Raw genomic sequence first — 23,554 nt, forward strand, 5'->3', positions numbered from 1 at the left:
AAGGGGAGCTCCAGCGGTTAGACGGGCAACGCGAAGACGCTACGCGGATTCGCGTTGTTGTTCCACCGCGCGGGTGATCGAGGCGAGGTCGTGGCCGCCCTCGTAACGCACGCCGTTGATGAACAGGGTCGGCGTGCCGCGCACGCCGCTCGCGCGGCCCGACTCCTCGTCCACCCCGATCCTGGCCACCCGCTCGGGGATCTCCGACCACGGCTCCACGTCCAGTTGGGCGGCGTAGCGTTCGAGGTCGGCGTCGGTGAGGAAGCGCTGGTTGTCGTAGAGGAGGTCGTGCATCTCCCAGAACTTGCCGCGGCCGGCGGCGGCCTCGGCCACGATGGCGGCGGAGGCGGCGTGCGGATGCAGGGTGCGCAGCGGGAAGTGCCGGAACACCAGCCGCACGTCCGGGTTCTTGCGCAGGATCTCCGCCAGGATCGGGTGCAGCCGGCCGCAGTAGGGGCACTCGAAGTCGCCGTACTCGACGATCGTCACCCGGGCCTTGGCGGGCCCGCGTACGTGGTCGCCGGGGCCGACCGGCACGGTCAGCGTGGTCGGCAGCTCCTCGGCGGGCTCGGCGTCGGGCGGCGCGCACACCCCGCCGCGGTCCCATGCCATCCGGAAGATCACCCAGCCCAGTACGGCGGCCAGCAGCGACCCGGCCAGGATCCCGATCTTCGCCTGGTCGTGCAGGGCCGGGTCCTTGAAGGCCAGATCCACGATGAACAGCGCCACCGTGAACCCGATGCCCGACACGGCCGCCCCGCCGAACAACTGCCCCCACACCAGGTTCCCCGGCAGGACGCCCCATCCGAGGCGCAACGGCAGCCAGGTGCCGAGCCAGATCCCCACGAACTTGCCCACCAGCAGCCCCAGCGCCACGCCGATGGCGACGGGCGAGGTGGCGGCGGCGCGCAGGGTGTCACCGTCGAGGCTCACGCCGGCGTTGGCCAGTGCGAAGACGGGCACGATCACGTAGCTGCTCCACGGGTGCAGCCGCAGTTGCAGGCGTTCGTTCACGGAGACGGCCCGTTGCACGCGCCGGGCGGCCTCCCTGGCGGCCTGCGCGCTGGGCTCGCTGGTGAAGCCCTGGACGGCCTCCCCGGCCAGCAGCAGCTTGTGGTCGGTGGGCGCGTACACGAAGACGAGGATGCCGAGCGCGATGCCGACCAGCGTCGGGTGGATCCCGCTCTCCAGCGTGGCCACCCACAACGCGAACCCCAGCACGATGTACGCCGGCGCCCGCCAGATCTTCAGCCACCGCAACGTCAGGATGGCCGCGAGCAGCACCGCCGCCGTAAGCAGGGCGGGCACGGACAGGCTGGCGGTGTAGAAGATCGCGATGATCATGATGGCGAGCACGTCGTCCACGATCGCCAGCGTCAGCAGGAACGCCCGCAGCGGATCGGGGCAGCGCGCCCCCACCACCGCCAGCACGCCCAGGACGAACGCGGTGTCGGTGGCGATCGGCACGCCCCACCCGCCGGCCCCTGGCCCGCCGAAGTTCAGCAGCAGGTAGACGCCGGCCGGCACGAGCATGCCGCCGAACGCCGCCACGGCCGGCACCGCGATCAGCCGCCGGTCCCTGAGCTGGCCGAGCCGCACCTCGTAGGAGACCTCCAGCCCGATGAGGAAGAAGAACACCGACATGAGGCCGTCGTTGACCCAGTGCCGCAGGTCCAGCGAGAACGCCGCGTCGCCGAAGGAGATCCCCATGGGGGTGTGCCAGAACGCCTCGTAGGTCTCGCTCCACGGCGAGTTGGCCCACAGCAGGGCCAGCACGGTGGCCACGAGCAGCACGCTCGTGCTGCCGGCCTCGGTCCTCAGGAACGCCCGCAACATGACAGATCTCCCCCTAAGGTGTCGATATTACGGCTGGTCGGGCACTCGTTCGTCGGGGCGTGCCGCTGATCGCCCGCGCGCTGGACCATCCAGATCGCCAACGCTGTCACGGACGCGGTCGCCGGAGCGGAGGCGGTGGGGACGGCGGGGGCGAGCGTCACGGGGCCGGTGAAGGACTGCGGCCGGTCCCCGAGCGTCGCCTTCCAGGTGTAGTCGGGGAAGTCGCCGAGCACCCGGGGGTCCTCGGGGCTGAGGATGGGGCTGGACACGTGGAGCCGCGCGCCGCCCGGCGTGGCGCGGTCGGCCTCCGACAGGGCCGGCACCTCGATCCGGTACGCCAGCCGCTGACCGTAGGTGAGCGGCACCCGGAAGTACGTCTCCTCGCCGGGCGCCATCGTGCCGGTGTAACGGCCGTCGGCCAGCACGGGCCCGTCACCGTACGATCCGCTGCCGGCGACGCTGCCCGGCGCGCCCTCCTCCACCCGCGGCTCGACGGGCCGCACGCCGTCGGCCGGCCCGGGCAGCGCGCCGGCGTTCGCGACCGGCGGCTCGATGACAAGGCTCAGCTCCAGCTGCGCGGGGGAGCGGCGGAACTGGTCGCCCTTGTTGGTCACCTCGATCACGAAGCGGCCGGCCGCCGCGCACGGGCCTCCGCCCTCGGTGATCGGGGTCTGCCCCACCACGAACGCGCTGCCCGCGGTGGGCAGGTCGCTGATGAGGTCGTGGCTGTCGCAGGGGGAGGAGCCGGCCGGCGGCCAGAGCACCAGGCTCGCGCCGATGACAGCCCTGGCCCCGGTCGGGGCCGTCGCGCCGATCCGCATCCCGGCGTACGCGGTGGCGCCCGCGGGCAGGTCGAAGGCGTAGTGCCGCTTGCCGTCCGGCCCCGGCGGCATCGCGTCCAGGTGGGCGCCCTGCTTGAGCACCGGGGCGGACTCCCGGTCGGCGGTGCCGGTCACGGGGATGCCGACGGGCGTCGTGTGGGCGGGCGTCGTGTGGGCGGGCGTCGTGGGGGCGAAAGCCAGGGGCGTCAGGCCGAGCAGGGCGACCAGGAGCGGCCGGGGCATGAACCCAAGTATTGATCAATCCATCAGTGGGAAAACAGATGGACGGCCGCGTCTCTCGCCAGCAGGAACCCCACGATCGCCACTCCCCAGCTCACCATCGAGGCCGAGTGCTTGGTGAGCCAGGCCCGCAGGCGCTCCAGTTTCGGCTCCAGCCGGCCGCCGGCCATCCCGCGCAGCGCCATGAGCACCAGCGTCGGCACGATCATGACCAGCACGTACGCCGCCAGCACCGGCACCCACTGGGCCGTCGTCAGCCCGGAGGTCGTCATCAGGCCGATCGCCGCCAGGTACGGCACCATCGTGGCCACCTCCAGCGCCCCGGCGGTCAGCCCGAGCAGCACCATCGTCCGCGGCCCGCCGACGCGGGGCTCGAACGTCCGCTGGGGCTTGCCCCGCTTGGCCCGCCACTTCGGATCGAACCGGTAGCTCAGCGCGAACAGTCCCACACCGGCGACGAGTTCCACCACACGCACCGGCCGGCTGTCCAGCAGACCGCCGAAGGCGTCCATGGCCGCGGCCAGCCCCAGCATGAGCGCCACGCCCACGAGGAAGTAGAAGACCGCCACGGTGGCGAGGTAGGTCAGCAACCGGGATCCCCGCGACCTGTCCGAGGCCAGCAGCAGATAGACGGGGATGCCGAGGGTGCCGAAGCTGGTGCTGTCGACCACCGCCAGCGCCGCGAGGGTGAGCAGCAGTGCGATCGTCATGGGGAAATCATGCTGAACGCGGGCCCGGGCCCGCCTCCTCCGGCGGGCTGAACCGGGCGTACATCCTTCTGCTCACCCTCGCTGCTGATGACTTGCGGGTGACTTTCGGGGCGGTGCTACAGATTGCGCAGGTAGGCCAGCGACGGCGCGAAGAAGTATTCTCCGCCCTTCATCGTGACCGTCTGGGGCACCTGAGCGTGCGGGGGCGACATTTCCGGCTTGCCCCACACCTTGGGGAAGGTGACCTTCAGGTCGCGCGCGCCCTGCCCGATGATCGGATCGTGGCCGGTCCCCGGGACCTCGAAGTCGGGGGTGTCGGCCCAGAACTCCTGGGTGAACTCGAACTGGCTGAGCAGGCTGCTGTTGAACGCCATGAACAGCAGGCCCACCTCGCCGCTCGGCCGCACCTCGGGCGGCGAGTCGTCCGACGGGTCGTCGGTGCGGTCGCCGTACGTCTGCCCGCGCCTGGCCATGATCACCTCACGCCCGAACGAGCGCGGGTTGGTCTTCCTGACGTGACCGCTGAACGGGCACTTGGAGCCGTCGTCGGCGTCGAAGTTGAAGTCGTTGACCACCGGCCCGCCGCCGCCCTCGGGCTTGAGCGTCAGCGGAGTGCCGTCCTTGAACCGGCCGACGAGCATGGCGCCCGCCCGGTCGCGGTCGGCGCCCTTCAGCCCGAGGCTGTCGGCCAGGTCCCGCTCGATCTCCTTGAACGCCCGCACGTTCTGCTCCAGCTTCCTGAAGACCAGGTAGCTGCCGTGGTGGCGGGACGGGTCCGGCGCGAACGGGTCGGGCACCAGGACGTTGCTCAGCGGGAAGGCCGGATCCCAGTGCTGCTTCGGCTCCCTGTCGACCTCGTCCTTCAGGAACAGCGGCTGGCTGCGGCCGTCCACGTAGCCGAAGTGCTCGATGCCGTCGCCGGCTCGGTTGCGCATGCCGTGGCCGCTCTCCTCACCGAGCAGCCTGGCGCTTTCCGGCAGCTCGTCCAGGATCTCCTCGCGCAGCCTGGCCACCGGCCCGGGCTCGGCGTCGCCGATCAGGATGACGGCGTGGATCTCCCGCTGGTAGGGGCGCTCCCACTCCTCCACCGGCGGGTCGCCGGCCCGCGCGATCCGCCGCTTCATGCCGTCGCGGAAGACCTCGTCGCCGAACTTGCGCACGTCCTCGACCGTGTGGCCGAGGTCGCGGTAACCGGCCTTGCTGATGCCGATCCCCACGTACGGGGTGCCGCGGCCGCGGCCGGCGGCGAAGTCGCGCACCTCTTCCAGATGCCGGCGCGCCGACTTCATCCTCGTGGTCGCGATGCCGCGCAGAAAGGCCCTGCCCTCGGCCACGTCGTTGAACCGGACGAACAGCAGGCTCATGTGCTCGCGCACATGCGCGCGCAGGATGTTCGGCTGCAGATTGTCGAGCATGGCCTTGGTGTCCGCGTCGAGCGTGGCCGAATCCCAGGCCAGGGGTCGTTCATTGTTCAGGTCGACAGGCACTGCCGTGTCCTTTCCCCGTTTCCCGTCAGAAATCGGGCCCCCTTACGCGTCACGGAGAAAACGCATTTCCGATGATTCGACGCGCCCAGTCAGTACGACTCCCCGGGGGTCGGGAAAGTTTCCCGGCATCCGGTCAGCTTGATTTCCTGTTCAGCGGACGGTGAGCGAGGTACGTGCCACCCCGCCGTTCGCGCAGCGTACGGTCACGCCGTGGGTGCCGGGACGGGTCGCCCGCACGTTCGCCGACCAGGAGGTGGTGCCTGCGGCGGGCCGGTAGCCGGCCGTGGCGAAGGCGGTCGAGGTCACGTTCCGCACCTGGGAGCCGCCGCACACCGCCGTCACCCGCACCCGCGCGCCCGCTCTGGCCGAGACGGGGGAGACGCCGACGCCGGCGTTGATCGCGACGGGAGCGGTGCCGTTGCCGTTGCCGGGAGCGGGCTCGGTGGGTCGGGTGGTGGGCCGGGTGGTCGGGGCGCTCGTGGGCGTCGGCTTGGGGGTCGCCGTCGGGGTGCCGGACGGCGTGGGCGCGGGGGCGGGGTTGCTCTGCCCGAAGACCACGTCCGAGCAGGAGTAGAACGCCTCGGGGCTGTCGCTGCGCTGCCAGATCGCGTAGATCAGGTGGTGCCCCTGCCGGGAGGGGAGCTTGGCCGTCATGGTGTAGAAGCCGTCGACGACCGTGGGGTTCGCGACGTGGAACGGCTTGGCCTCCAGGTCCGACCACTTCAGCGGGCTGGACGGGTCGTAGCCGTCCCTGGTCATGTAGAGCTCGAAGGAGCCCTTGTGCGGGGCGGTGGCGCGATACCTGAAGGTGTGCGTGGCGCCGGCGGTCATGCTCGTCGCCGGCCAGTCGGCCCGCGCCTGGTCGAAGCCGCGGTACTTGTCGCGGCCCGCGCTGCACAGCTTGCCGTCCGGGATGATCTGGCGGTGCCGTCCTGCCGCGTCGGCGATGTTGACCTCGTTCCAGTCGTAGAGGGGCTGCGTGCCGCCGATCGCCACGGCCTGCTTGCAGGCGGCCGACTTCGGGTTCTCCGGGCCCTCGCTGTAGCAGACCATGGTGCGGCTGGGCGGGTTGCTCATGGTGCCGTGGGCGGAGGCCGTGCCGGGGGCGACGGCGAGCACGAGGAGCGTGGGGGCGGCCAGGGTGGCGGCGGCGAGCGCCTTGCGGTTGATCTGCATGCAGATCACCTTGCGGCACGAAAAACCCCGAAATATCGGGGTTAAGCCTCCTTTAAGGCTGACTTAGAGAGCTTTTCAGTGTGAGCGGTGGTACGCAGCCACACCCCTATCTGGGCCCCGCCCATCGACGAACGGTCCAGCCGCAGCACCCCGCCGGTCGACTCCGCCAGCCGCCGCGCGATGTCCAGGCCGAGGCCGGTGGACCCGCTCCCGCTGGCGCCCCGCTCCAGCGCCGTATCCGGGTCCGCGATGCCGGGCCCCGCGTCGGCGACCAGGATGCCGACCGTGTCGCGGCCCTCGTGCAGCGTGACGCCGAACGCCGTCCCCTCCGGCGTGTGCCGGAACACGTTCCCGAGCAGCGCGTCCACCGCCGCCGTCAGCTCCCCCGCCGGTACGGGCGCCCGCACCGGCAACGTGGCCCCGACGAGCTGCCACGGCCGCTCCTGGTCCTCGGCCAGCGCCGCGCTGAACGCCAGCACCTCGCGCAGCAGGACGGCGGCGGTGCACGCCGCCGAGATGATTGTGGTGACCTCGCCCTCCAGCCGGGCCAGCGCCTGCCTGCTCTGCTCCGCCTGCGGCCCGAGCTGGTCCAGGCTGAGCTTGAGCGCGGTCAGCGGCGTGCGCAGCCGGTGCGACAGGTCGGCGGCCAGCTCCCGCTCGGCCGCGAGCAGATGGGTGACCCGGTTGGCCATGGCGTTGAACGCGGTGGCCGCCGCCTTGAGCTCGGGCGGGCCGTCGGGGTAGATGCGCTCGCTCAGGTCGCCGTCGCCGAGCGAGGTGGCGGCCGTGCCCAGGCGGCGCGCGGCGCGTACGACCCTGGCCCCGAGCCGGTCTCCGACCAGCACCGAGCCGAGCACCAGCACCACGGCCACCCCGGTCAGCACCGCCCACGAGGGGTAGACGCCCCGGTCGAGGTCGTCGGCGGGCACGAACACCTCGATCACCGCGCCCCGGTCGTCGTCCAGCACCACGGGGCGCAGCAGCACGTAACCGCCGGCCAGCTCCGCCGTGCTCGCCCTGGTCCCCGCGGCGGCCCCGGCCACCTGCGCGGCCGGCGCTCTGGTCGTGCCCACCGTGGCGCCGCCTCCGACGTGGATGGCCAGCAGGCCGCGCCGCCCCGCCTCGGTACGCGCCATCGCGTGCGCGAGGTCGTCCGTGCTGGTCGTCAGCGCCAGCACCGGCACCAGCGCGGACGCCTGCCGCTCGGCGGCGGCCACGGCCCTGCTCTGCGCCGTCTCCCTGACGATCAGGGCCAGCGGCACCAGGAAGGCCAGCGCGACCATCGAGGTGACGGCCACCATGAGCACCGCCAGCGTCCGCCTCATCGAGCCCCCCGCAGGCGCTTCACCGGGGCGCCGACAGCATGAAGCCGACCCCGCGCACGGTGTGCAGGTAGCGGGGCCGCGCGGCGCTCTCGCCCAGCTTGCGCCGCAGCCACGACAGGTGCACGTCGATCGTCTGGTCGTCGCCGTAGGACAGTCGCCAGACCTCGGCCAGCAGCTCCTTGCGGGTGACCACCCGGTCGGCGCGGGCGGCCAGGTAGGCGAGCAGGTCGAACTCGCGCCTGGTCAGCGCGAGCGGGCAGCCGTCGAGCGCGGCGGCCCGCCGGTCCACGTCCACCACCAGGCCGCCGACCTGGAGCGTGCGCGGCTCGGGCGCGGACCTGGCCCGGCGCAGCACGGCGTCCAGCCGGGCGCTGAGGTGGTCGCCGGAGAACGGCTTGACGAGGTAGTCGTCGGCGCCCGCGCGCAGCAGCCGGACGATCTCGCTCTCGTCGTCGCGGGCGGTGGCCACGATGACCGGGACGTCGGAGATGCCGCGCACCATGCGCAGCGCCTCGGAGCCGTCGAGGTCGGGCAGGCCCAGGTCCAGGATGACGGCGTCAGGCGGAGCCTGCGAGATCTCCCTGAGCGCGTCGAGTGCGCATCCCGCGCTGCGGACGACGTGCTGCCGCCGGCCGAGCTCGTGAATCATCGCCGATCTGACGAATTCATCGTCTTCGACTACGAGAACCGTCGCCATGCGCACCAACCGTACTGGGGCCGTACATAATGCGTCTCATGCGTCGAGCAATGAGATATGCCGCTATCTGGTGCGGCGCCACCGCGGTCGCGGTGTCGGTCTCGTGGTTCGGCGTGCGTGGCGTGCTGCGTAATGAGTTCGTGGACGATGTGAACGTCGAGCCGTTTCTCGCGCAAACGCTCGCGGCGGACGAGGGAGATTCACCGGCCACGCCGACTGCCCGTCGTACGACGAAGAAACCGGCTCCGGCGAAAACGCCCGCGCCGGCTCCCACGGAAAGCCGCACGCCGCCTTCACCCTCCGGCACGCCTTCCCCCGCGAAGCGCATGACGACGACGCCGAAACCGGCGAGCACCCCCGCGCCCAGCCTCACGCCGACCGCCGCCGAGAACCTTGAGGTGGTGAAGGTGAAGGGCGGCGAGGTGGCGTTCACGCTCGGTCCCGAGGGCTGCCGGCTGATCTCGGCCACCCCCGTCAGCGGCTACACCGCCAAGGTGTCCCGCGCCGAGGGCTGGATCCGGGTGGACCTGGCCAAGGGCGAGCACGGCACCGGCGTGTTCTGCATCAGCCACGAACAGCGCACCGACACCTGGGAGTACTGATGCGCAGCCGACGCTGGAGCCGGTCGAGCGGCACCCAGGACACGCTCCTGCGCGCGGCCAGGGACGTCTTCCTGGCCAAGGGGTACGCCGACGCCACGGTGGCCGACATCGTGGCGGCCTCCGGCTCCAGCGTCGGCAGCCTCTACCACCACTTCGGCGGCAAACCGGGACTGTTCCTGGCGTTGTGGGAGCAGTTCATGCGCGGCCAGGAGGAACGCACCTCCCGGGCGGCCAAGGCGGCGGGGGAGGCCGGAGAGCGCTTCCTGGCGGGCGCCAGGGCCTATCTGGAGGGCTCGTGGGAGCAGCGCGAGCTGGCCAGGCTGTTCCTGGAGAGCGACGGGCCGGCCGAGTTCACCGTCCTGCGCAGGCAGCGCGGCTGGAACTGGATCGGCGGCAACAAGCGCCTGCTCGGCCTGGCGGACACGCGGGAGAGCCACGTGCTCGTCGTCCTGCTGACCACCATGATGGGCGAGGCGGGCCGCGAGGTGGCCGCGTGCGAGTCGGAACGCGACGCCGAGGTCACCATCGACGAGGTGATCAGGCTGGTGAGACGGCTGCTGCCTACCTCTCCCGATGTAGGCGGGGCGTCTCCCTGAGGCCGATTCCCCGGCCCGCGCGGGATGCGACCGTGGGGGCATGGACGCACTCCGCAGGGCGCTGGGCGGGCTCTCGCTGCTGTACGCGCTGACCTTCGCCACGTTCGCGCTGCTGCACGCCGGGATCGGGCTCGGCCCCCTGCGCGAGCCGGTGATCGTGCCGGCCGCGATCGTCGAGACCCTCTGCGCCGGAGCCATGCTCGCCGGTGCGTACGGCGCGCTGGCCGGCCGGCCGGCGGCGTGGGACCGGCTGATCTACGCCCACGCGGCGGCCCTGGGCGGCGTGCTGCTGGGCATGCTGGCCCTGGCGTTCGGCCCGGGCGGCGGGACGACGCTGCTCACCTGGTATCACAGCACGATGGCGCTCGCGCTGACCGCCGGTCTGGCGGTCGCGTTCTACGTCTCCAGGGTGCGCAGGTAGGCGGCGGCCTCGTCGAGCTGCTCCTCGGTGAAGACGCGGATGCCGTGCTGCTCCAGCAGGGCCGTCGTGACGCCCTGGCCCGGCGCGCGCCGGCCCTGGAAGCTGCCGTCGTAGATCGACAGCACGCCGCACGAGGGGCTGCCCTCCTTCAGCACCGCCAGCCGCACGCCGTGGGAGCGGGCGGCCGCGAGCGCTCCGCGCGCGCCCGACACGAACGCGGCCGTCACGTCGGACCCGTCGCTCGCCAGCACCCGGGCGGCGCCGGCCAAGACGGCCGCCCCGCCCGCCCCACCCTCGATCTCGGCGGCCGGCCGGGGGATCGGCAGCCCGCCCTCCACCTCCGGGCAGTACGGCACCAGTCGCCCCTCCTCCCGCCAGCCGGCGAGCCAGGCGTCGGAACTGGTCTTGGCGCGGCCGTCGAAACGTACCTTGCGACCCATCAGACAGGCGCTGACGAGGATCCTCTCCACGCCTTCGATCTTATGAGCGCGATCGGCACCAGCGAGACGGCGGTCAGCGCCGCCACCGCCCAGAACGCATACGTGAACGGCCGGGCCACCCCCGCCGTGGTCAGCAGGTGCAGCAGCCCGGCCAGCATCGCCACCCCGAAGGGGGAGGCCAGGCGGACCGCGATCGTGCTCAGCGTGGTGGCGGCCGGGATCGTGTCACGTTCGAGCGTTCTGAACGCCGCCGTCATCACCGACGTGGACACCAGCCCGTGCCCGAGCCCGAGCACGAACATCGGCGCCGGCCCCGCGCCGAGCAGCACGAAGGCCACGATGCCCGCCACCGCCGCCACCACGCCGGCCGCGCCGACGCCACGCGGCCCCCTGCTGTCGCTCAGCTTGCCCGCCAGCGGCATCGTGATCGCCGCGCCGATCCCCATCGGCGCCAGCAGCAGGCCGGCGTCCAGCGCGTCGCCGCCCTCGGCGAGCTGGGCGTAGAGCGGCACGAGCACGGTGAAGCCGAACAACGCGGCCGAGTAGCACACGAGCGCGCCGACCGCCGCCGCGAACGTACGGTCGCCGAACAGCCGCAGGTCCAGCAGTGTCCCCCGGCCGCGCAGCGCCCGCACCGCGAACACCACCATGAGCGCCGCCCCGATCCACAGCGCCGGATGCAGGACCGAGGCCCCGTCGCCCACCGCGGACAGCCCGTAGACCAGGGCGGCCAGGCCGGGGGAGAGCAGGGCCAGGCCGAGCACGTCGAGCCCCCGCGCGCTCGCGCCCGGTTCGCGGGGCAGCAGCACGAGGGCGGCCACGAGCGCCACCGCGCAGACCGGCACGTTGACCAGGAACAACCACCGCCAGCCGAGCCCCTCCACGATGAGCCCGCCGAGCGGCGGCCCCAGCACGGGCACCAGCATCGCCGGCATGGAGATCGTCGCCATCGCGCGGCCCATCCGCTCCTTGCCCGCCGCCTGGGCCAGCATCGCCTGGCCGACCGGCAGCAGCAGACCCCCGCCCAGCCCCTGCACGGCACGGAACGCGACCAGGCTCCAGACCGACCACGCCGCGGCGGCGAGCGCGGAACCGGCGACGAACAGCACGAGCGAGACCAGCCAGACCCGCCTCGTGCCGAACCTGCCCATGGCCCAGCCGGTGACCGGGACCGTCATCGACAGCGCCAGCAGGTAACCGGTGACCGCCCACTGCATGGTGGCGAACGTGGTGCCGAACTCGCGGGCCAGGGTGCTCAGGGCGACGTTGACGATCGTGGTGTCGAGCATCGTCATCACGACGCCCAGGAGGACGACGAGGCTCGTGGCCCAGAGTGGCGTTCGTACGGCGTCTCGCATGTCGTACACCGTATCACTTTCGTACGCTGTCTAGACTCGGAGTCGTGAGCTCCATCTGGTCGCGGCCCTCGCCGCCCCGCCGCCCGGTCCTGACCAGGGAGGCGATCGTGGCCGCCGCCGTCGCGCTCGCCGACGCCGAAGGGCTGGACGCGGTCTCCATCCGGCGCGTGGCGGCCGAGCTCGGCGCGCGGGCGATGACGCTGTACTCCTACATCGAGCGCAAGGAGGACCTGCTGGCCCTGATGCTCGACGAGATCAGCGCCGAGGTGCTGGTCGCGGAGCCGCTGCCGGCGGACTGGCGGGAGGCGCTGCTGCTGCTCGCCCGGCGGGAGCGCGAGCTGGTCCGGCGGCATCCCTGGCGGGTGGACCTGGTCCACCAGCGGGTGCCCGTGGGGCCCAACGGGCTGCGGCACGTGGAGGAGAAGCTGGCGGCCTTCGACGGGCTGGAGATCGACCGGCTGACGGCCTGGCGGTTCCTGGCGGTCTTCAACGACTACATGACGGGGTTCGTGATCAGGGAGGCGGTGGAGCGGGCGGCGCCCCGGGAGGAGGGGATCGACGCCGCCGAGCGGGCCGCGGTGGCGGAGCCGTACATCAGGGAGCTGGTCGACAAGGGCGAGCTGTCGCGGCTGGCGCCGATGATCGAGCAGGGCGTGCGGGGGGCGGACGACAACTTCGAGCGCGGGCTGGGCTGGGTGCTGGACGGGATCGAGGGCCACCTGCGCGGGGGCGATCGTGTGGGGTGACGGCCTTTCGCGCAGGTGGACACGTTCGGCAGCGGTCTTTCGCGCCGGTGGCCGCGTTCGGCGGCGGCCCTTCCAGGAAGCGTCGGGGGCGGGCGATAGCCTTACCCCCGATGAACACCACCGTCTCCACGATCGTCATCGCCGGCGCGCTGCTGCTGATGCTGGCGAGCCTGATCGTCGCGATCCGCAACCGGCCGATGGGCATGGTGCTGCTGGTCGGTTTCGCCCTGCTTGAGGTGGCCGTCCTGGTGCAGGCGGGCTTCGTGATCGCGGCCGTGGCGGGCGGCGCGGGGCCGGACGACAAGGCCACGCTGTTCGGGTACGTGGGCGGCCAGGTGCTGATCCCGCCCGCCGGGGTGTTCCTGGCCCTGGCCGAGCGGAGCAGGTGGGGGCCCGCGATCCTGACCGTGGCCGGGTTCGCCATCGCCGTGATGACGGCCCGGCTGCTGCAGATCTGGCAGGGGACGGGGTGACGAGCTCGATCGGCACCGGGCCCGGGCGGGCACTGATCGCGGTCTACGGGCTGTTCGCCCTGGCGGCGGGGGCGCGGGCGGCCGTGCAGATCGCGACCAGGTTCGGCGAGGCGCCGCTGGCGTACTCGCTGTCGGCGTTCGCGGCGATCGTCTACATCCTGCTCACGGTCGCGCTCTGGCGCGGGGCGCGCCGGCTCGCGCTGATGTCGCTCGGCATCGAACTGGGCGGCGTGCTGCTCATCGGGACCGCCAGCCTGGTCGATCCGGCGGCCTTTCCCGACGAAACCGTGTGGTCGGCGTACGGCAAGGGTTACCTGTTCATCCCCCTTGTCCTGCCTCTGGTGGGCCTGTACTGGCTGTGGCGCCGGCGTTAACGCCTCATCCGCATGGGCAGTGACTGGACCCATGAGCACGATCGAACACTCCGAAGACGTCAATGTCCCCGTTCGCGCGGCCTACAACCAGTGGACGCAGTTCGAGGGCTTCCCCGAGTTCATGGAGGGAGTGGAGTCGGTCAAACAGATCGGTGACACCCGTACGGCATGGGTGGCCGAGATCGCGGGAGTGCGCCGCGAGTTCGAGGCCGAGATCACCGAGCAGCACCCCGACGAGCGGGTCGCCTGGCGCAGCACCGACAAGCCGCACCACGCGGGCGTGGTGACCTTCCACCGCCTCGACGACAGCACGACCAGGGTCACGCTCCAGATGGAGTACGACCCGGACGGCTTCATCGAGACGGCGGGCGACTGGCTGCAGCTCGTCCGCATGCGTGTCGTCGGTGACGTCAAGCGGTTCAAGACGTTCATCGAGTCGCGGGGCGGCGAGAGCGGCGGCTGGCGCGGCGACGTGCCCAGCCCGCACCAGCGGGGCTCCGGCCTAGGCGAGAGCGACCGGCCGGTGCCGCCCGGCACCGTGGGTGGCGGCGACCCCCGACCCGGCGGGACGCTTCCGCCTCCTGGGCCCGCGGTTCCCGGCGCTCCCGGCCCGGCGGCCCCCGGCGCTCCCGGCGACTGGCCGCCGGAGGGCCCCCGCCCGGTCATGTAGGTCCGCCACCCACGTGGGCCCGCCCGTCCTGTAAGCCCGTCATCCGTGCCGGCCCGCCACTCGGCGGACGCCATGCGGGGCCGGCGTGCGGGGCCGGCGTGCAGGGCCGCAGGCCAAGGGTCTCGCGGCGTCCGTGCCGGGCGCCGGCGGCCCTTGGAAGACCCCCGGAACGCGATCCGGGGGTCTTCTCATGTCATGACCGGGAATAAACGGATATTTCGGTCCTGTTAGGGTGAGGTGATTCATCCCATGACTTGATGAATCCCTGACTTGATGAGTGGAGGACCTTCCCCGCATGACCGTGCTCGCACAAGAGTCCCGAGGCAGAACCGCCCCTTTGGCCTGGCTGCTCGTGCTGGGAATCGTGCTCGCCGCGCTCAACCTGCGCACCGCAGTCACCAGTGTGGGCCCGCTGCTCGATCAGCTCGCCGGCGCGCTCGGCATGTCGAGCGTCGGCACGGGGTTGCTCACCACACTACCTGTGCTCGCCTTCGCCAGTGTCGGGGCGATCACCCCGACCCTGGCCAGGCGGGTCGGCGAGCACCGCCTGCTGCTGCTCGCCCTCGTCACGCTGGGCGTGGGCCTGCTGGTCAGGTCGATGGTCGACTCGGCCCCGGTGTTCCTGCTGAGCAGCGCGGTCGCGCTGTCCGGCGGGGCCGTCGGCAACGTGCTCATTCCGACGCTCATCAAGCGCCACTTCCCGGCCCGTACCGGGATCATGACCACCGTCTACACCACGGCCCTGGCGGCGGGCACCATGCTGGCCGCCGCCGCGACCGTGCCGATCGAGCGCGCGTCGGGGGACTGGCACATCGCGCTCGGCGTGTGGGCGGCGCTGGCCGCCGTCGCCGTCATTCCGTGGCTTGCGCTGCTGCGCAGTGAGCCGGAGCGGGACAGAGGCGGCCGGAACGTGGGCATGCGCCGGATGGTCGGCAGCAGGCTCGCCTGGATGGTGGCGATCTACTTCGGCACGCAGTCGATGATCGCGTACATCATGTTCGGCTGGCTCGCCACGATCCTCACCGACAACGGCTACAGCACCTCGCAGGCCGGGCTGATCCTCGGCGTCTTCACCGCGCTGAACATCCCCGTTTCGATCCTCGTGCCGCTGATCGCCTCGCGGTTCCGCGACCAGCGGCCGATCGTGGTGGGGCTCGTCGTGTTCTACGCGACCGGCTTCGCCGGGCTGTGGTTCGCCCCGGCCTCCACGGCGATGGTCTGGGTGGTGTTCGTGGCCGTCGGGATGGGCTCGTTCCCGCTGGCGCTGATGATGCTGGCGCTGCGCACCCGTACGCCGGAGTCCACGGCGGCGCTGTCGGCCTTCGGCCAGAGCGCCGGATACCTCATCTCGGGCGCGGGGCCGCTGCTGGTCGGCGTGCTGCGGGAGACCACCGGGGGTTGGGCGCTGCCGTACACGATGATCTTCGTGGTGCTGGTCGCGCAGCTCGTCACCGGCCTGTACGCGGGGCGCGACCGCTACCTGGAGGACGAACGGAGACCGGCTGGAACAATGACCGGGTGAAATCCACCGTCGTCACCTTCCCCAGCGGCCTGACCAGCGGCCGCTCCACGATCGCCGGGATCGTGCCGGTGGGGGACCGGCACGGTCTCGTCGTCGCCGAGACGCCGTTCCATCCCCTCGACCACACCTGGCCCGACCAGCCCGCAGACCGGGGCACGATCGGGGGCCTGCCGGTCGTCGACTGTGTAACAGGGGCCCAGTCGAACACCGGTGAGGTCTTCCTCGGCGCCGACATCCCCGTACGGAGGGGCGCCGAGGGCTGGGAGTGGCTGGTCGTCCACGTGAGCGAGGAACCACTGCCCGAAGGGGCGGAGGTGGAGCTGTCCGTGGACCCGGCCTACCGGGCGGCGCTCTCGGCGGGCCACACCGCCTGCCATCTGGCCGCGCTCGCGCTCAACGCCGCGCTGGCCGGCCGCTGGCGCAAGGAGGTGCGGCCCGACTCGCTCGGCCGTCCCGACTTCGACCAGGCGGCGATCACCTCCTCACGGATCGTGCCCGGCGGCAGCGTCGACGTCTACCGTCTGGGCAAGTCGTTGCGCAAGAAGGGCTTCTCGGCCGAAGATCTCGATCCCGCCGAGGTCGCCGGCCAGGTGAACGACCGGCTGGAGGCGTGGGTGGCGGCCGGCGCGCCGGTCCGGCTGGAGGTGCCGGGGCCCGAGCTCACGGCACGCAGGACCTGGCACTGCGCGCTGCCGGAGGGCGAGGCGTCCATTCCGTGCGGCGGCACGCACGTGAGCCGGACATCGGAGCTGGGCGGGGTCGAGGTCTCCCTCGCGTTCGCGCCGGAGGAGGCGACCCTCACCATGCGAACCACCGTACGGACCGCCGTCCGGCCGTGATGCGGACCGCTGCGCGAGCCGCTGAGTGCTGATCATCTGTCAGCATCTGTTGACAAGCGGGTGCTTGTCAGCACATGCTGACACCATGGAAGTCACGGAGCTGGCCGAGGCGGCGGCGGGAAACGATCCCGCCACGGGCCTGGCGGCGGTGGCCGCGCTCAGGGCCCTGCTGGAGGAGCTGGAGGCGGTGCACGTGTCGAGCGCCCGCGCCCAGGGCTGGTCGTGGGAGCAGATCGCCGACGCGCTCGGGGTGCGACGCCAGTCGGCGCACCGCAAGCACGCCCGGCGGACGGGGAGGTAGGAGCATGTTCGCCAGGTTCACCCAGGATGCCCGCCGGGCCGTGGTCAGGGCCGGGATCCACGCCCTCGACGCCGGGCGGCCCGCGCTCGACGCCGGCCTGATGCTGCTGGGGGTGGCCGAGACCCGGCCGTTCTCGCTGCGGTCCTTCACCGCCACGGCGGACGGCGTACGCGAACGCGTCGGTGTCGGCGACGCCCGCGCCCTGCTCGCCACGCTGGGCATCGACCTCGACGAGGTGCACCGCCGCACCAGGAGCGGCGCGGACGACCCGGAGCGGTGGACTCTGCGCCGCTCGGCCCTGCGCCCTCTCCGCGTCACCCTGTACGGGCCGCTGGGGGAGATCCCGCTGGCCATGCACGCCAGGAAGGTGATCGAGGTGGCGCAGTGTCGGCCGGGGCCGGTCACGGGGGAGCGGCTGCTGTGGGGCCTGCTGGCCGACCACCGCAACGGCGCCGCCCGTATCCTCCACGAGACCGGCGTGGACCTGCGCGAACTGGCCCGCGAAGCACACATCCCCACCCACCGCGCCGCCTGACCGGCCCCAGGGCTCTCCCGGGGGCCGGGCCGTCTGACCGCCGGGGATCTCGTCTGGCGGGTCGTCAGGCGGCCGGGCCGTCGTCGCCGGGGTTGTCGCCGGTGGGGACCGGCTGCAGGTGGGCCGTCTTCTCCGGGTTGGCGATCAGGTAGATCGTCTCGATCCTGCCGTCCACCACCAGCAGCGTCATGACGGTGACCACGCGCCCGCCCGCCGAGACGGTCAGGGAGGGCGCGTTGTTCAGCATCGCCACCCCGAACGACAGGTCGTGGACGTCCGACATGCCGATCGAAGTCATGAAACGGGCGATGTTCGCCGGGGAGCTGATCGACATCAGGTAGCGGCTGACGTTGTCGGAGCCGGTGATGACCCGCAGCGCCGCCTTGGCCTTGCCGCCGCCGTCGGAGATGATGTTCACCTGGTCGGACAGCAGCGCGATCAGCCCCTCCACGTCGCCGTCGGTGGCCGCCCTGATGAACCGCTCGGTGATCCGCCGCCGCTCCTCCTGGTCCACCTCGAAGCGGGGCTGCTTGTCGCGCACGTGATCGCGGGCCCGCCGCGCCAGTTGCCTGGTGGCCGGCTCGGCCCGCCCGATGATCTCCGCGATCTCGGCGAACGGCAGGTCGAACGCCTCACGCAGCACGAACACCGCCCGTTCGAGCGGAGACAACGTCTCCAGCACCACCATCAGCGCCATCTCGACGGAGTCGGCCAGCTCGGCGTGCTCGGCGGCGTCGGGGGTGGTGCCGATGGGCTCGGGCAGCCACGGCCCCACGTACGACTCCCGCCGTGACCTCGCCCAGCGCAGCCGGTCGATGGCCAGCCGCGAGGTCACCCTGATCAAGTACGCCTTGGGATCGTCGACGACCGCCTCGTCCACTTTCGACCAACGCAGCCAGGCATCCTGTACCACGTCCTCGGCGTCGGCGACGCTGCCCAGGATGCGGTAGGCGACTCCGGTGAGCAGGCTTCGATGATCTTCAAAGGTCGTCATGACTCTTAAGACGTATCATGCGGCTTCCGGCGTGACACGAGCGGTGCCGATCTCCGTTACACTTGTTGATCGCAAGGGGCTATGGCGCAGTTGGTAGCGCGCCTCCATGGCATGGAGGAGGTCTGGGGTTCGAATCCCCATAGCTCCACTCACTTGAGCATGACGGCGGTGCCCGGACCGGGCGCCGCCGTTTCGCATTTCCCCCTGGCGGGTCACTCGCCGAGGACGGCCAGGTAGTGCGGGTTGCGCATGATCCCGAGCACGTTCCCGAACGGGTCCACCACCGACGCCGTGACGAACCCCTCACCGTCGCCCTGGTGCGTGATCGGCTGATACTCCTTCGCGCCCATGTTCAGCAGCCGCTCGAAGGTGGCGTCGAGGTCGTCGACGTGCCAGTGCATGACCGCGCCCGCGGGCCGGTCCGTGGCGCCGGGCGGGGCGTACCGGCTGTCGATCAGGCCGAACTCGTGCTGGTAGTCGCCCAGGCGGAACTCGGCGTAGCCGGGCTTGCGGTAATAGGGCTCGACGCCGAGGAACTCGGTGTACCAGGCCGTGGCGGCCTCCAGGTCGGCGGCCCAGAAGGTCAGGGTGGCGAATCCGCGGAGCATCTCGGTTCCTCTCGTCCGGTGGTCGTCCGGTGGTCGTCCGGTGGTTGTGCGGTGGTCGTCCGGTGGTCGTCCGGTGGGTCAGAACGATGATGCGCCCGGAAAGTGCTCATCGAATGACTACTTTTCCGGAGAGAATGGCGGGCATGCGAGCCGATCGACTGGTGGCCGCCCTGCTGCTCATGCAGGCGCGCGGCCGGGTGACCGCGGCGGAGCTGGCCGAGGAGCTGGAGGTGTCCGTCGCGACCGCGCGCCGCGACCTCGAAGCGCTGTCCACGGCCGGCATTCCCGTCTACCCGCAGGCGGGCAGGGGCGGCGGATGGTCGCTGCTGGGCGGCGCGCGGACCGACCTCAGCGGGCTCACCGCGCACGAGGCGCAGGCGCTGTTCCTGCTCGCGGGCCCGGCCGCGCCCGCCGCTCCCGAGGTCAGGTCCGCGCTGCGCAAGCTGCTGCGGGCGCTGCCCCAGACCTTCAGGGCGGACGCCGAGGCCGCCGCGGGGGCGGTGGTCGTCGATCCCACGCGCTGGGGCGAGCCGGAGAAGGAACGGCCCGCGGTGGTGCGGGTCCTCCAGGACGCCGTCGTACGGCGGCGCAAGGTTCGGCTCGCGTACGAGGGCCGGTCCGGGGGAGGGCCACGGGCCGGGAGCGGGGGCGCGTCCGAGAGGCGATCCGGGGGCGGGGGCGCGTCCGAGAGGCGATCCGGGAGCGGGGCCGGAAGTGAGTCCGGGGGCGGGGCCGCGAGCCAGAGGCGGGAACGGAGCGAGCGGCTGGTCGAGCCGTGGGGGCTCGTGGCCAAGGACGACGTCTGGTATCTGCTGGCCGGGACCGAGCGGGGCCGGCGTACCTTCCGGGTGGACCGGATCGCCGGGGCCGAGGTGACGGAGCTGGAGTTCGAGCGGCCGGACGACTTCGCGCTTGCGCGGGAGTGGGAGGAGGTCGTCGCGGAGATGGAGCGGCGGCGTTCGACGGTCTCGGCGACCGTGCTCATCTCCGCCAGGTTCCTGCCCGTTCTGCGTCACCATTTCGGGCGCCACTCCGAGGTCGCCGGGGACGAGCCGGACGGCCGGGTCAGGGTCCGGGTGGCCGCTCCCATGCCGCTGACGATCGCCGAGCAGCTGGCCGGGTGGGGCGCGCGGGTCGAGGTCGTGGAGCCGGAGGAGGTCAGGGCCGAGCTGGCCAGGATCGGCGCCGAACTGGTCGAGCGCAACCGCCCCCGAGACGGCTCGGGCGGGTGAAAGGGGACGGGCCGGAGGGTTTCCCCTCCGGCCCGTTCTATCTCAAGCGGTCAGCGACCGCCGAGTGTCCTGCGCCAGTGGAAGCCGCCGGGCAGGTTGACCGTCAAGGTCCGCCGGCCGTCCGCCGCCCGCGTCACCCGGAACAGCCGGTTGCCCCAGCTGTGTCCGACACCGCGGCGCGACAGGTTCAGCCGTAACGGACCGACCTTGATCGACTTGCGATAGCTCCAACCCATCGCTTTCCTCCAGAGATCGCGAGGAGGTCCCGCTACCCCGGAGACGGCGCGTCTATCGTTTTCTCGCTACTTAGTAAGGTCCGTGATACCGGCGGGAGCCGAAGGTCTTACCCACGTGGAAGCCGCCCGGCAGCCGCACGGTCACGTGGCGGCGGCCGTCGGGGGTGGCCGAGACGTGGAAACGCCGGTTGCCGAAGCTGGAGCCGACACCGTGCCGCGACAGATTGATCCGAAACGGCCCGACCTTGATTGACTTGCGGTAGTGCCAGCCCATGTCGCTCCTCCGCCACTCGTACGCTCACCGGGAAGAACGTCCGGGACGACGGCCGGGTTCCCGGCCCCGGGTGACACGCCGTCAGAGTCCGGCGGCCCCTGATCTCACGTGCGGTTGGGGCTCCCGGCGTACGGTGGTGGGCAGCCTGGACAGGAGGGACCCACCTGATGATCGTGATCGCGCATCTGAGCGACGTCCACATCGGCGCCACACCCGAGAGCGCCGGCCGGTGCGACGCCGTCATGCGTTACCTCGACGCGCTGCCCGGCGACCTGGACGCGGTCCTCGTCACCGGCGACATCGCCGACCACGCGCTGCCCGCCGAGTACGAGGCCGCCGCCAAGCTGCTCACCTCGCGCCATCCGATCCTGATCGGCCCCGGCAACCACGACCGCAGGCCGGAGTTCCGCCGATTCCTGCTCGGCCAGGAGCCCGCTGAGGGACCGGTCAACCAGGTGCTGCGCACCGGCCGGGCGGTCTACGCGATGTGCGACTCGTCCATCCCCGGCCGGGACGACGGCCACCTCGACGACGAGACCCTCGACTGGCTGGAGGGTGTGCTGGACGGCGCGGACCTGCCGGTGTTCGTGGCCTTCCACCATCCGCCGGTGACGCTGCAGAGCCCGCCGATCGACGCCATCAGGCTGCACGAGACCGGGCGGCTGGAGCGACTGCTGGCCGGTCGCGCCGGTGTGCCCGCCGTGCTGGTGGGCCACTCCCACATGGCCGCCGCCACCACGTTCGCCGGCCGGCCGCTGCTGGTGGGCGGGGGTGTGGTGTCCACGCTGAAGCTGCCGTGGGAGGGCGCCGTCAGCTTCGACACCGGCATCTCCTACGACCAGCCGCCGATGATCGCCTTCCACGTGCTCGACGACGAGGGCCGGCTGACCACCCACTACCGCGTCGTCCAGTAGCCGGACCGGCGTCGGGGCGGGCCGCGCGTGAAGAGCCGGACGGTCGGGGCGGGCCCGATGAAGAGCCCGGTGAAGAGCCCGGTGAAGGGCCAGCCCCGACCGTCGTCACCGCTCCGTGAGCTCGATGAACGTCACCGAGTACGCCGGGAAGTCGTAGGTGAAGGCCGCGGAGAAGCCGTCCACCTGCTGCCGCCGCGGCGCCACCCGCTCCGGCTCGGAGATCGAGTTCATGTCCGACGGCGAGCCGGTCAGCGAGGTCACCGTGGCGTTCGGCCGCAACCGCGCGGAGCCGAGGTCCACCCGGGTGCGCACCGCCGTGTCCTGCGCGTTGACGACCTTGACCGTCACCTTCCTCCCGTCCCTGGACACCACCTGGTACAGCGGCTCCACCCGCGAGCTGTCCACGAACTCGTCGACCTTCTCCCCGTCCAGCCAGGTCGTGATCGTGCGCCCGCTGACCTGGACCTTCAGGCGGTAGTCGCGGCCCGTCTCGACGGTGTGGGAGGAGGTGGCGATCTGGGCCTTGCCGCCGTTGACCTCCTTCTCGACGGCGGACTGCGTGTTGCCCCAGCCGCCGACGTTCCACCAGTAGAAGTCGCCGGTGCCGCGTACCCCGAACATGACCAGGAAGCCCTCCGCGCCGGCCGTCTTGCGGGCGGTCACCTCCATCGTGTAGTCCGACCAGCCGGCCGAGCCCGCCGTCGCCCTGGCGTCCTCGACCTGGGCGCTCTGCTCGTAGCCGCCGTCCCGCACCGCCCAGGTGCCGGGGCCCGGCGTCCAGCCGGCGGCTCCGGCGGAGAAGTCCTCGGACAGCAGCACGGTCCCGTCCGCCGCGGTCACCTTCACGTCGTCGTAGCGGACCGCGGTGTTCCACGCGCCCAGCCCGACGCCGCCGGTGATGTCCTCGACCGGCCTGACCTCGCCCTCGAACGTGCTCGGCACCACCCGCTCGCCGGCGTTCGTGGCGAACAGGCGCTGGACGTGGTAGCTCGGCGACCCGTACGCCTGGTCGTTGTCGAACCAGATCAGGTCCGGCGTCCAGTCCACGTAGTCGACGTTGGCCAGCAGCGGCGCGTAGGACGCCAGCCGCACGACGTCGGAGTTGCGCTCCAGCCCCGTCATGTACGCGGCCTCGGACAGCGCGTTGAAGAACGTGTTGCCCCTGGAGGCGTACTCGCCCACGAACACCTTCGGCCCTTCGCGGTCGTAGAAGTCGTAGCGGCGCGTGTTGGACAGGAACCAGTCGGTGTTGTTGTAGTAGTGCTCGTCGACCAGGTCGGCCTTCTGGTCGCGGGCGAACTGCCACATCCGGTCGAACCACGCGCCCTGCGACGTCTGCCCCGCGTTACTGATGATCTTGATATTCGGGTATCTGGCCCTGATCGCGTCGGCGAACTTGGGATAGTTCGCGAAGAACTCCGGATAGATCTCCTCGTTCCCGAGCCCGAGGTACTCCAGCCCGAACGGCTTCGGATGCCCGAGCTCCGCCCGCTTCCTCCCCCAGGTGGAGCTGACCGGCCCGTTGGCGAACTCGATCAGGTCCAGCGTGTCGCGCACCCATCGGGCCAGCCCGGCCTCGAAGGCCGAGGTGAAGGCCGCGCCGACCTCGGTGGCCGTCTCGATCACCGGCCCGCCGGCGAACCCGACGTGGGCCAGGCCCGCCCGTACGTAGTTGTCCCAGTCCTGCCAGGCCAGCAGCCCTGCGCTCTGGAAGTCGAGCGCGACCGGCGCGCTGAGCTTGGTGACGATCTCGAAGTCACCGTCGGGCACGTCCACGAGGAAGAGGTTCCTGGCGTTGTCGGTGCCCTGGTGGGTGTCGCCGGTCAGCGTGTCCAGTCGCAGCGCGCCGTCCGACAGACGGTAGCGGGAGTCGTCCGGTGAGAGCACCGTCCAGTCCGGGCCGAGCGTGGTGCCGTCGAACTGGTCGACGACGGCGCCTTCCGGGATCGGCTCCGCGAGCGCGGACGCCGCCGAGGAAGGGGAAGGGACAGGGGAAGGCGGCGGTGCCCCCAAAGAACCCGCGACGAGCAGGGCGGATAACGCGATGCGCAACATGGGTGGGGGCTCCTCAACTGTTGTTAGCGTTAACATAGAAGTGAGCGTTAACAACGGCGATTCGCGACAAGT

General features: G+C 71.7%; 27 protein-coding genes and 1 tRNA gene. 14 read left to right on the top strand and 14 right to left on the bottom strand.

The genetic code is table 11. The features are described from left to right. Positions 1 to 39: 39 nt before the first annotated feature. The 7 genes from nhaA to ABFX54_RS07770 form a co-directional block, all read right to left on the bottom strand. The gene (nhaA, locus tag ABFX54_RS07740) at positions 40 to 1,836 is read right to left on the bottom strand and encodes a Na+/H+ antiporter NhaA (RefSeq protein ID WP_346102671.1); all 1,797 of its coding nucleotides are present in this window, start codon (positions 1,834 to 1,836) and stop codon (positions 40 to 42) included. Beyond that, positions 1,818 to 2,900, bottom strand: coding sequence for a hypothetical protein (locus ABFX54_RS07745; RefSeq protein ID WP_346102672.1), 1,083 nt, complete (start codon positions 2,898 to 2,900; stop codon positions 1,818 to 1,820). The genes nhaA and ABFX54_RS07745 overlap by 19 nt, the downstream gene beginning before the upstream one ends. Before the next feature lie 23 nt (positions 2,901 to 2,923). Beyond that, a complete protein-coding gene (locus ABFX54_RS07750; RefSeq protein WP_346102674.1) occupies positions 2,924 to 3,607 on the bottom strand; it encodes a GAP family protein in 684 nt (227 codons plus the stop codon). A gap of 116 nt (positions 3,608 to 3,723) precedes the next feature. Then, a complete protein-coding gene (locus ABFX54_RS07755) occupies positions 3,724 to 5,094 on the bottom strand; it encodes a Dyp-type peroxidase (RefSeq protein WP_346102676.1) in 1,371 nt (456 codons plus the stop codon). A 150-nt stretch (positions 5,095 to 5,244) separates the two neighbouring features. Continuing rightward, entirely contained in the window at positions 5,245 to 6,270 is a 1,026-nt protein-coding gene (locus tag ABFX54_RS07760; protein WP_346102678.1) for a lytic polysaccharide monooxygenase auxiliary activity family 9 protein, read from the bottom strand. 41 nt (positions 6,271 to 6,311) lie between these two features. Next, positions 6,312 to 7,595: a sensor histidine kinase gene (locus tag ABFX54_RS07765; protein WP_346102679.1), complete on the bottom strand. Its 1,284-nt coding sequence runs from the start codon at positions 7,593 to 7,595 to the stop codon at positions 6,312 to 6,314. Positions 7,596 to 7,614: 19 nt separating this feature from the next. Continuing rightward, on the bottom strand, positions 7,615 to 8,292 hold the full coding sequence (locus ABFX54_RS07770; RefSeq protein WP_346102680.1) for a response regulator transcription factor: 678 nt from the start codon (positions 8,290 to 8,292) through the stop codon (positions 7,615 to 7,617). A gap of 113 nt (positions 8,293 to 8,405) precedes the next feature. Here ABFX54_RS07770 and ABFX54_RS07775 point away from each other — a divergent pair, with 113 nt between their 5' ends. The 3 genes from ABFX54_RS07775 to ABFX54_RS07785 are packed head-to-tail and all read left to right on the top strand — an operon-like array spanning position 8,406 to position 9,911. Further along, positions 8,406 to 8,894, top strand: coding sequence for a hypothetical protein (locus ABFX54_RS07775; RefSeq protein WP_346102682.1), 489 nt, complete (start codon positions 8,406 to 8,408; stop codon positions 8,892 to 8,894). Then, the gene (locus ABFX54_RS07780; protein WP_346102683.1) at positions 8,894 to 9,490 is read left to right on the top strand and encodes a TetR/AcrR family transcriptional regulator; all 597 of its coding nucleotides are present in this window, start codon (positions 8,894 to 8,896) and stop codon (positions 9,488 to 9,490) included. The genes ABFX54_RS07775 and ABFX54_RS07780 overlap by 1 nt, the downstream gene beginning before the upstream one ends. Positions 9,491 to 9,530: 40 nt before the next feature. Further along, complete coding sequence (locus ABFX54_RS07785; protein WP_346102685.1) at positions 9,531 to 9,911, top strand: hypothetical protein; 381 nt, start codon at positions 9,531 to 9,533, stop codon at positions 9,909 to 9,911. On the opposite strand, the gene ABFX54_RS07790 is transcribed toward ABFX54_RS07785, so the two are convergent. After that, on the bottom strand, positions 9,887 to 10,381 hold the full coding sequence (locus ABFX54_RS07790; RefSeq protein ID WP_346102687.1) for a 2-thiouracil desulfurase family protein: 495 nt from the start codon (positions 10,379 to 10,381) through the stop codon (positions 9,887 to 9,889). The genes ABFX54_RS07785 and ABFX54_RS07790 overlap by 25 nt on opposite strands. Beyond that, the gene (locus tag ABFX54_RS07795) at positions 10,351 to 11,709 is read right to left on the bottom strand and encodes a DHA2 family efflux MFS transporter permease subunit (RefSeq protein ID WP_346102688.1); all 1,359 of its coding nucleotides are present in this window, start codon (positions 11,707 to 11,709) and stop codon (positions 10,351 to 10,353) included. The genes ABFX54_RS07790 and ABFX54_RS07795 overlap by 31 nt, the downstream gene beginning before the upstream one ends. A 44-nt stretch (positions 11,710 to 11,753) precedes the next feature. Between ABFX54_RS07795 and ABFX54_RS07800 the strand changes: the two genes are divergently transcribed. The 8 genes from ABFX54_RS07800 (at position 11,754) to ABFX54_RS07835 (ending at position 17,169) form a co-directional block, all read left to right on the top strand. Then, complete coding sequence (locus tag ABFX54_RS07800; protein WP_346102690.1) at positions 11,754 to 12,455, top strand: TetR/AcrR family transcriptional regulator C-terminal domain-containing protein; 702 nt, start codon at positions 11,754 to 11,756, stop codon at positions 12,453 to 12,455. A 110-nt stretch (positions 12,456 to 12,565) separates the two neighbouring features. Continuing rightward, entirely contained in the window at positions 12,566 to 12,928 is a 363-nt protein-coding gene (locus tag ABFX54_RS07805; protein ID WP_346102692.1) for a hypothetical protein, read from the top strand. After that, positions 12,925 to 13,302 (top strand): hypothetical protein, encoded by a 378-nt coding sequence (locus tag ABFX54_RS07810; protein WP_346102694.1) that lies wholly within the window; start codon positions 12,925 to 12,927, stop codon positions 13,300 to 13,302. The genes ABFX54_RS07805 and ABFX54_RS07810 overlap by 4 nt, the downstream gene beginning before the upstream one ends. Before the next feature lie 31 nt (positions 13,303 to 13,333). Next, positions 13,334 to 13,972 (top strand): SRPBCC family protein, encoded by a 639-nt coding sequence (locus tag ABFX54_RS07815; protein WP_346102695.1) that lies wholly within the window; start codon positions 13,334 to 13,336, stop codon positions 13,970 to 13,972. Positions 13,973 to 14,309: 337 nt separating this feature from the next. Further along, positions 14,310 to 15,494 (top strand): CynX/NimT family MFS transporter, encoded by a 1,185-nt coding sequence (locus ABFX54_RS07820; RefSeq protein ID WP_346102697.1) that lies wholly within the window; start codon positions 14,310 to 14,312, stop codon positions 15,492 to 15,494. Further along, a complete protein-coding gene (locus ABFX54_RS07825) occupies positions 15,491 to 16,333 on the top strand; it encodes an alanyl-tRNA editing protein (RefSeq protein WP_346102698.1) in 843 nt (280 codons plus the stop codon). The genes ABFX54_RS07820 and ABFX54_RS07825 overlap by 4 nt, the downstream gene beginning before the upstream one ends. 85 nt (positions 16,334 to 16,418) lie before the next feature. Next, positions 16,419 to 16,634, top strand: coding sequence for a helix-turn-helix domain-containing protein (locus tag ABFX54_RS07830; RefSeq protein WP_346102700.1), 216 nt, complete (start codon positions 16,419 to 16,421; stop codon positions 16,632 to 16,634). A gap of 4 nt (positions 16,635 to 16,638) precedes the next feature. Then, positions 16,639 to 17,169 carry a Clp protease N-terminal domain-containing protein gene (locus ABFX54_RS07835; protein WP_346102702.1) on the top strand — a complete coding sequence of 177 codons (531 nt, stop codon included), beginning with the start codon at positions 16,639 to 16,641 and terminating at the stop codon, positions 17,167 to 17,169. 64 nt (positions 17,170 to 17,233) lie between these two features. Here the strand turns inward: ABFX54_RS07835 and ABFX54_RS07840 are convergent, their stop codons facing one another. Next, positions 17,234 to 18,163, bottom strand: coding sequence for an RNA polymerase sigma-70 factor (locus tag ABFX54_RS07840; RefSeq protein ID WP_346102704.1), 930 nt, complete (start codon positions 18,161 to 18,163; stop codon positions 17,234 to 17,236). Positions 18,164 to 18,238: 75 nt separating this feature from the next. On the opposite strand from ABFX54_RS07840, the gene ABFX54_RS07845 reads away from it, so the two are divergent. Next, a tRNA-Ala gene (locus ABFX54_RS07845) sits at positions 18,239 to 18,311 on the top strand. A gap of 64 nt (positions 18,312 to 18,375) precedes the next feature. Here ABFX54_RS07845 and ABFX54_RS07850 read toward each other — a convergent pair. After that, complete coding sequence (locus ABFX54_RS07850; RefSeq protein ID WP_346102705.1) at positions 18,376 to 18,771, bottom strand: VOC family protein; 396 nt, start codon at positions 18,769 to 18,771, stop codon at positions 18,376 to 18,378. A 143-nt stretch (positions 18,772 to 18,914) separates the two neighbouring features. Here ABFX54_RS07850 and ABFX54_RS07855 point away from each other — a divergent pair, with 143 nt between their 5' ends. Continuing rightward, entirely contained in the window at positions 18,915 to 20,003 is a 1,089-nt protein-coding gene (locus tag ABFX54_RS07855; protein WP_346102707.1) for a helix-turn-helix transcriptional regulator, read from the top strand. A gap of 50 nt (positions 20,004 to 20,053) precedes the next feature. On the opposite strand, the gene ABFX54_RS07860 is transcribed toward ABFX54_RS07855, so the two are convergent. Together ABFX54_RS07860 and ABFX54_RS07865 are read right to left on the bottom strand one after the other, a co-directional pair. After that, positions 20,054 to 20,239, bottom strand: a complete 186-nt coding sequence (locus ABFX54_RS07860; RefSeq protein ID WP_106250418.1) for a DUF4236 domain-containing protein — start codon at positions 20,237 to 20,239, stop codon at positions 20,054 to 20,056. Positions 20,240 to 20,309: 70 nt separating this feature from the next. After that, positions 20,310 to 20,513: a DUF4236 domain-containing protein gene (locus tag ABFX54_RS07865; protein ID WP_106250416.1), complete on the bottom strand. Its 204-nt coding sequence runs from the start codon at positions 20,511 to 20,513 to the stop codon at positions 20,310 to 20,312. Positions 20,514 to 20,680: 167 nt separating this feature from the next. Here ABFX54_RS07865 and ABFX54_RS07870 point away from each other — a divergent pair, with 167 nt between their 5' ends. Then, positions 20,681 to 21,427, top strand: a complete 747-nt coding sequence (locus ABFX54_RS07870) for a metallophosphoesterase (protein ID WP_346102710.1) — start codon at positions 20,681 to 20,683, stop codon at positions 21,425 to 21,427. 105 nt (positions 21,428 to 21,532) lie between these two features. Here ABFX54_RS07870 and ABFX54_RS07875 read toward each other — a convergent pair whose 3' ends face one another. After that, positions 21,533 to 23,482, bottom strand: coding sequence for an alpha-L-arabinofuranosidase C-terminal domain-containing protein (locus tag ABFX54_RS07875; RefSeq protein ID WP_346102712.1), 1,950 nt, complete (start codon positions 23,480 to 23,482; stop codon positions 21,533 to 21,535). Between the last annotated feature and the right edge of the window lie 72 nt (positions 23,483 to 23,554).

The organism is Nonomuraea maheshkhaliensis (assembly GCF_039529435.1).
In the GTDB taxonomy this organism is placed as follows: Bacteria; Actinomycetota; Actinomycetes; order Streptosporangiales; family Streptosporangiaceae; genus Nonomuraea; species Nonomuraea maheshkhaliensis.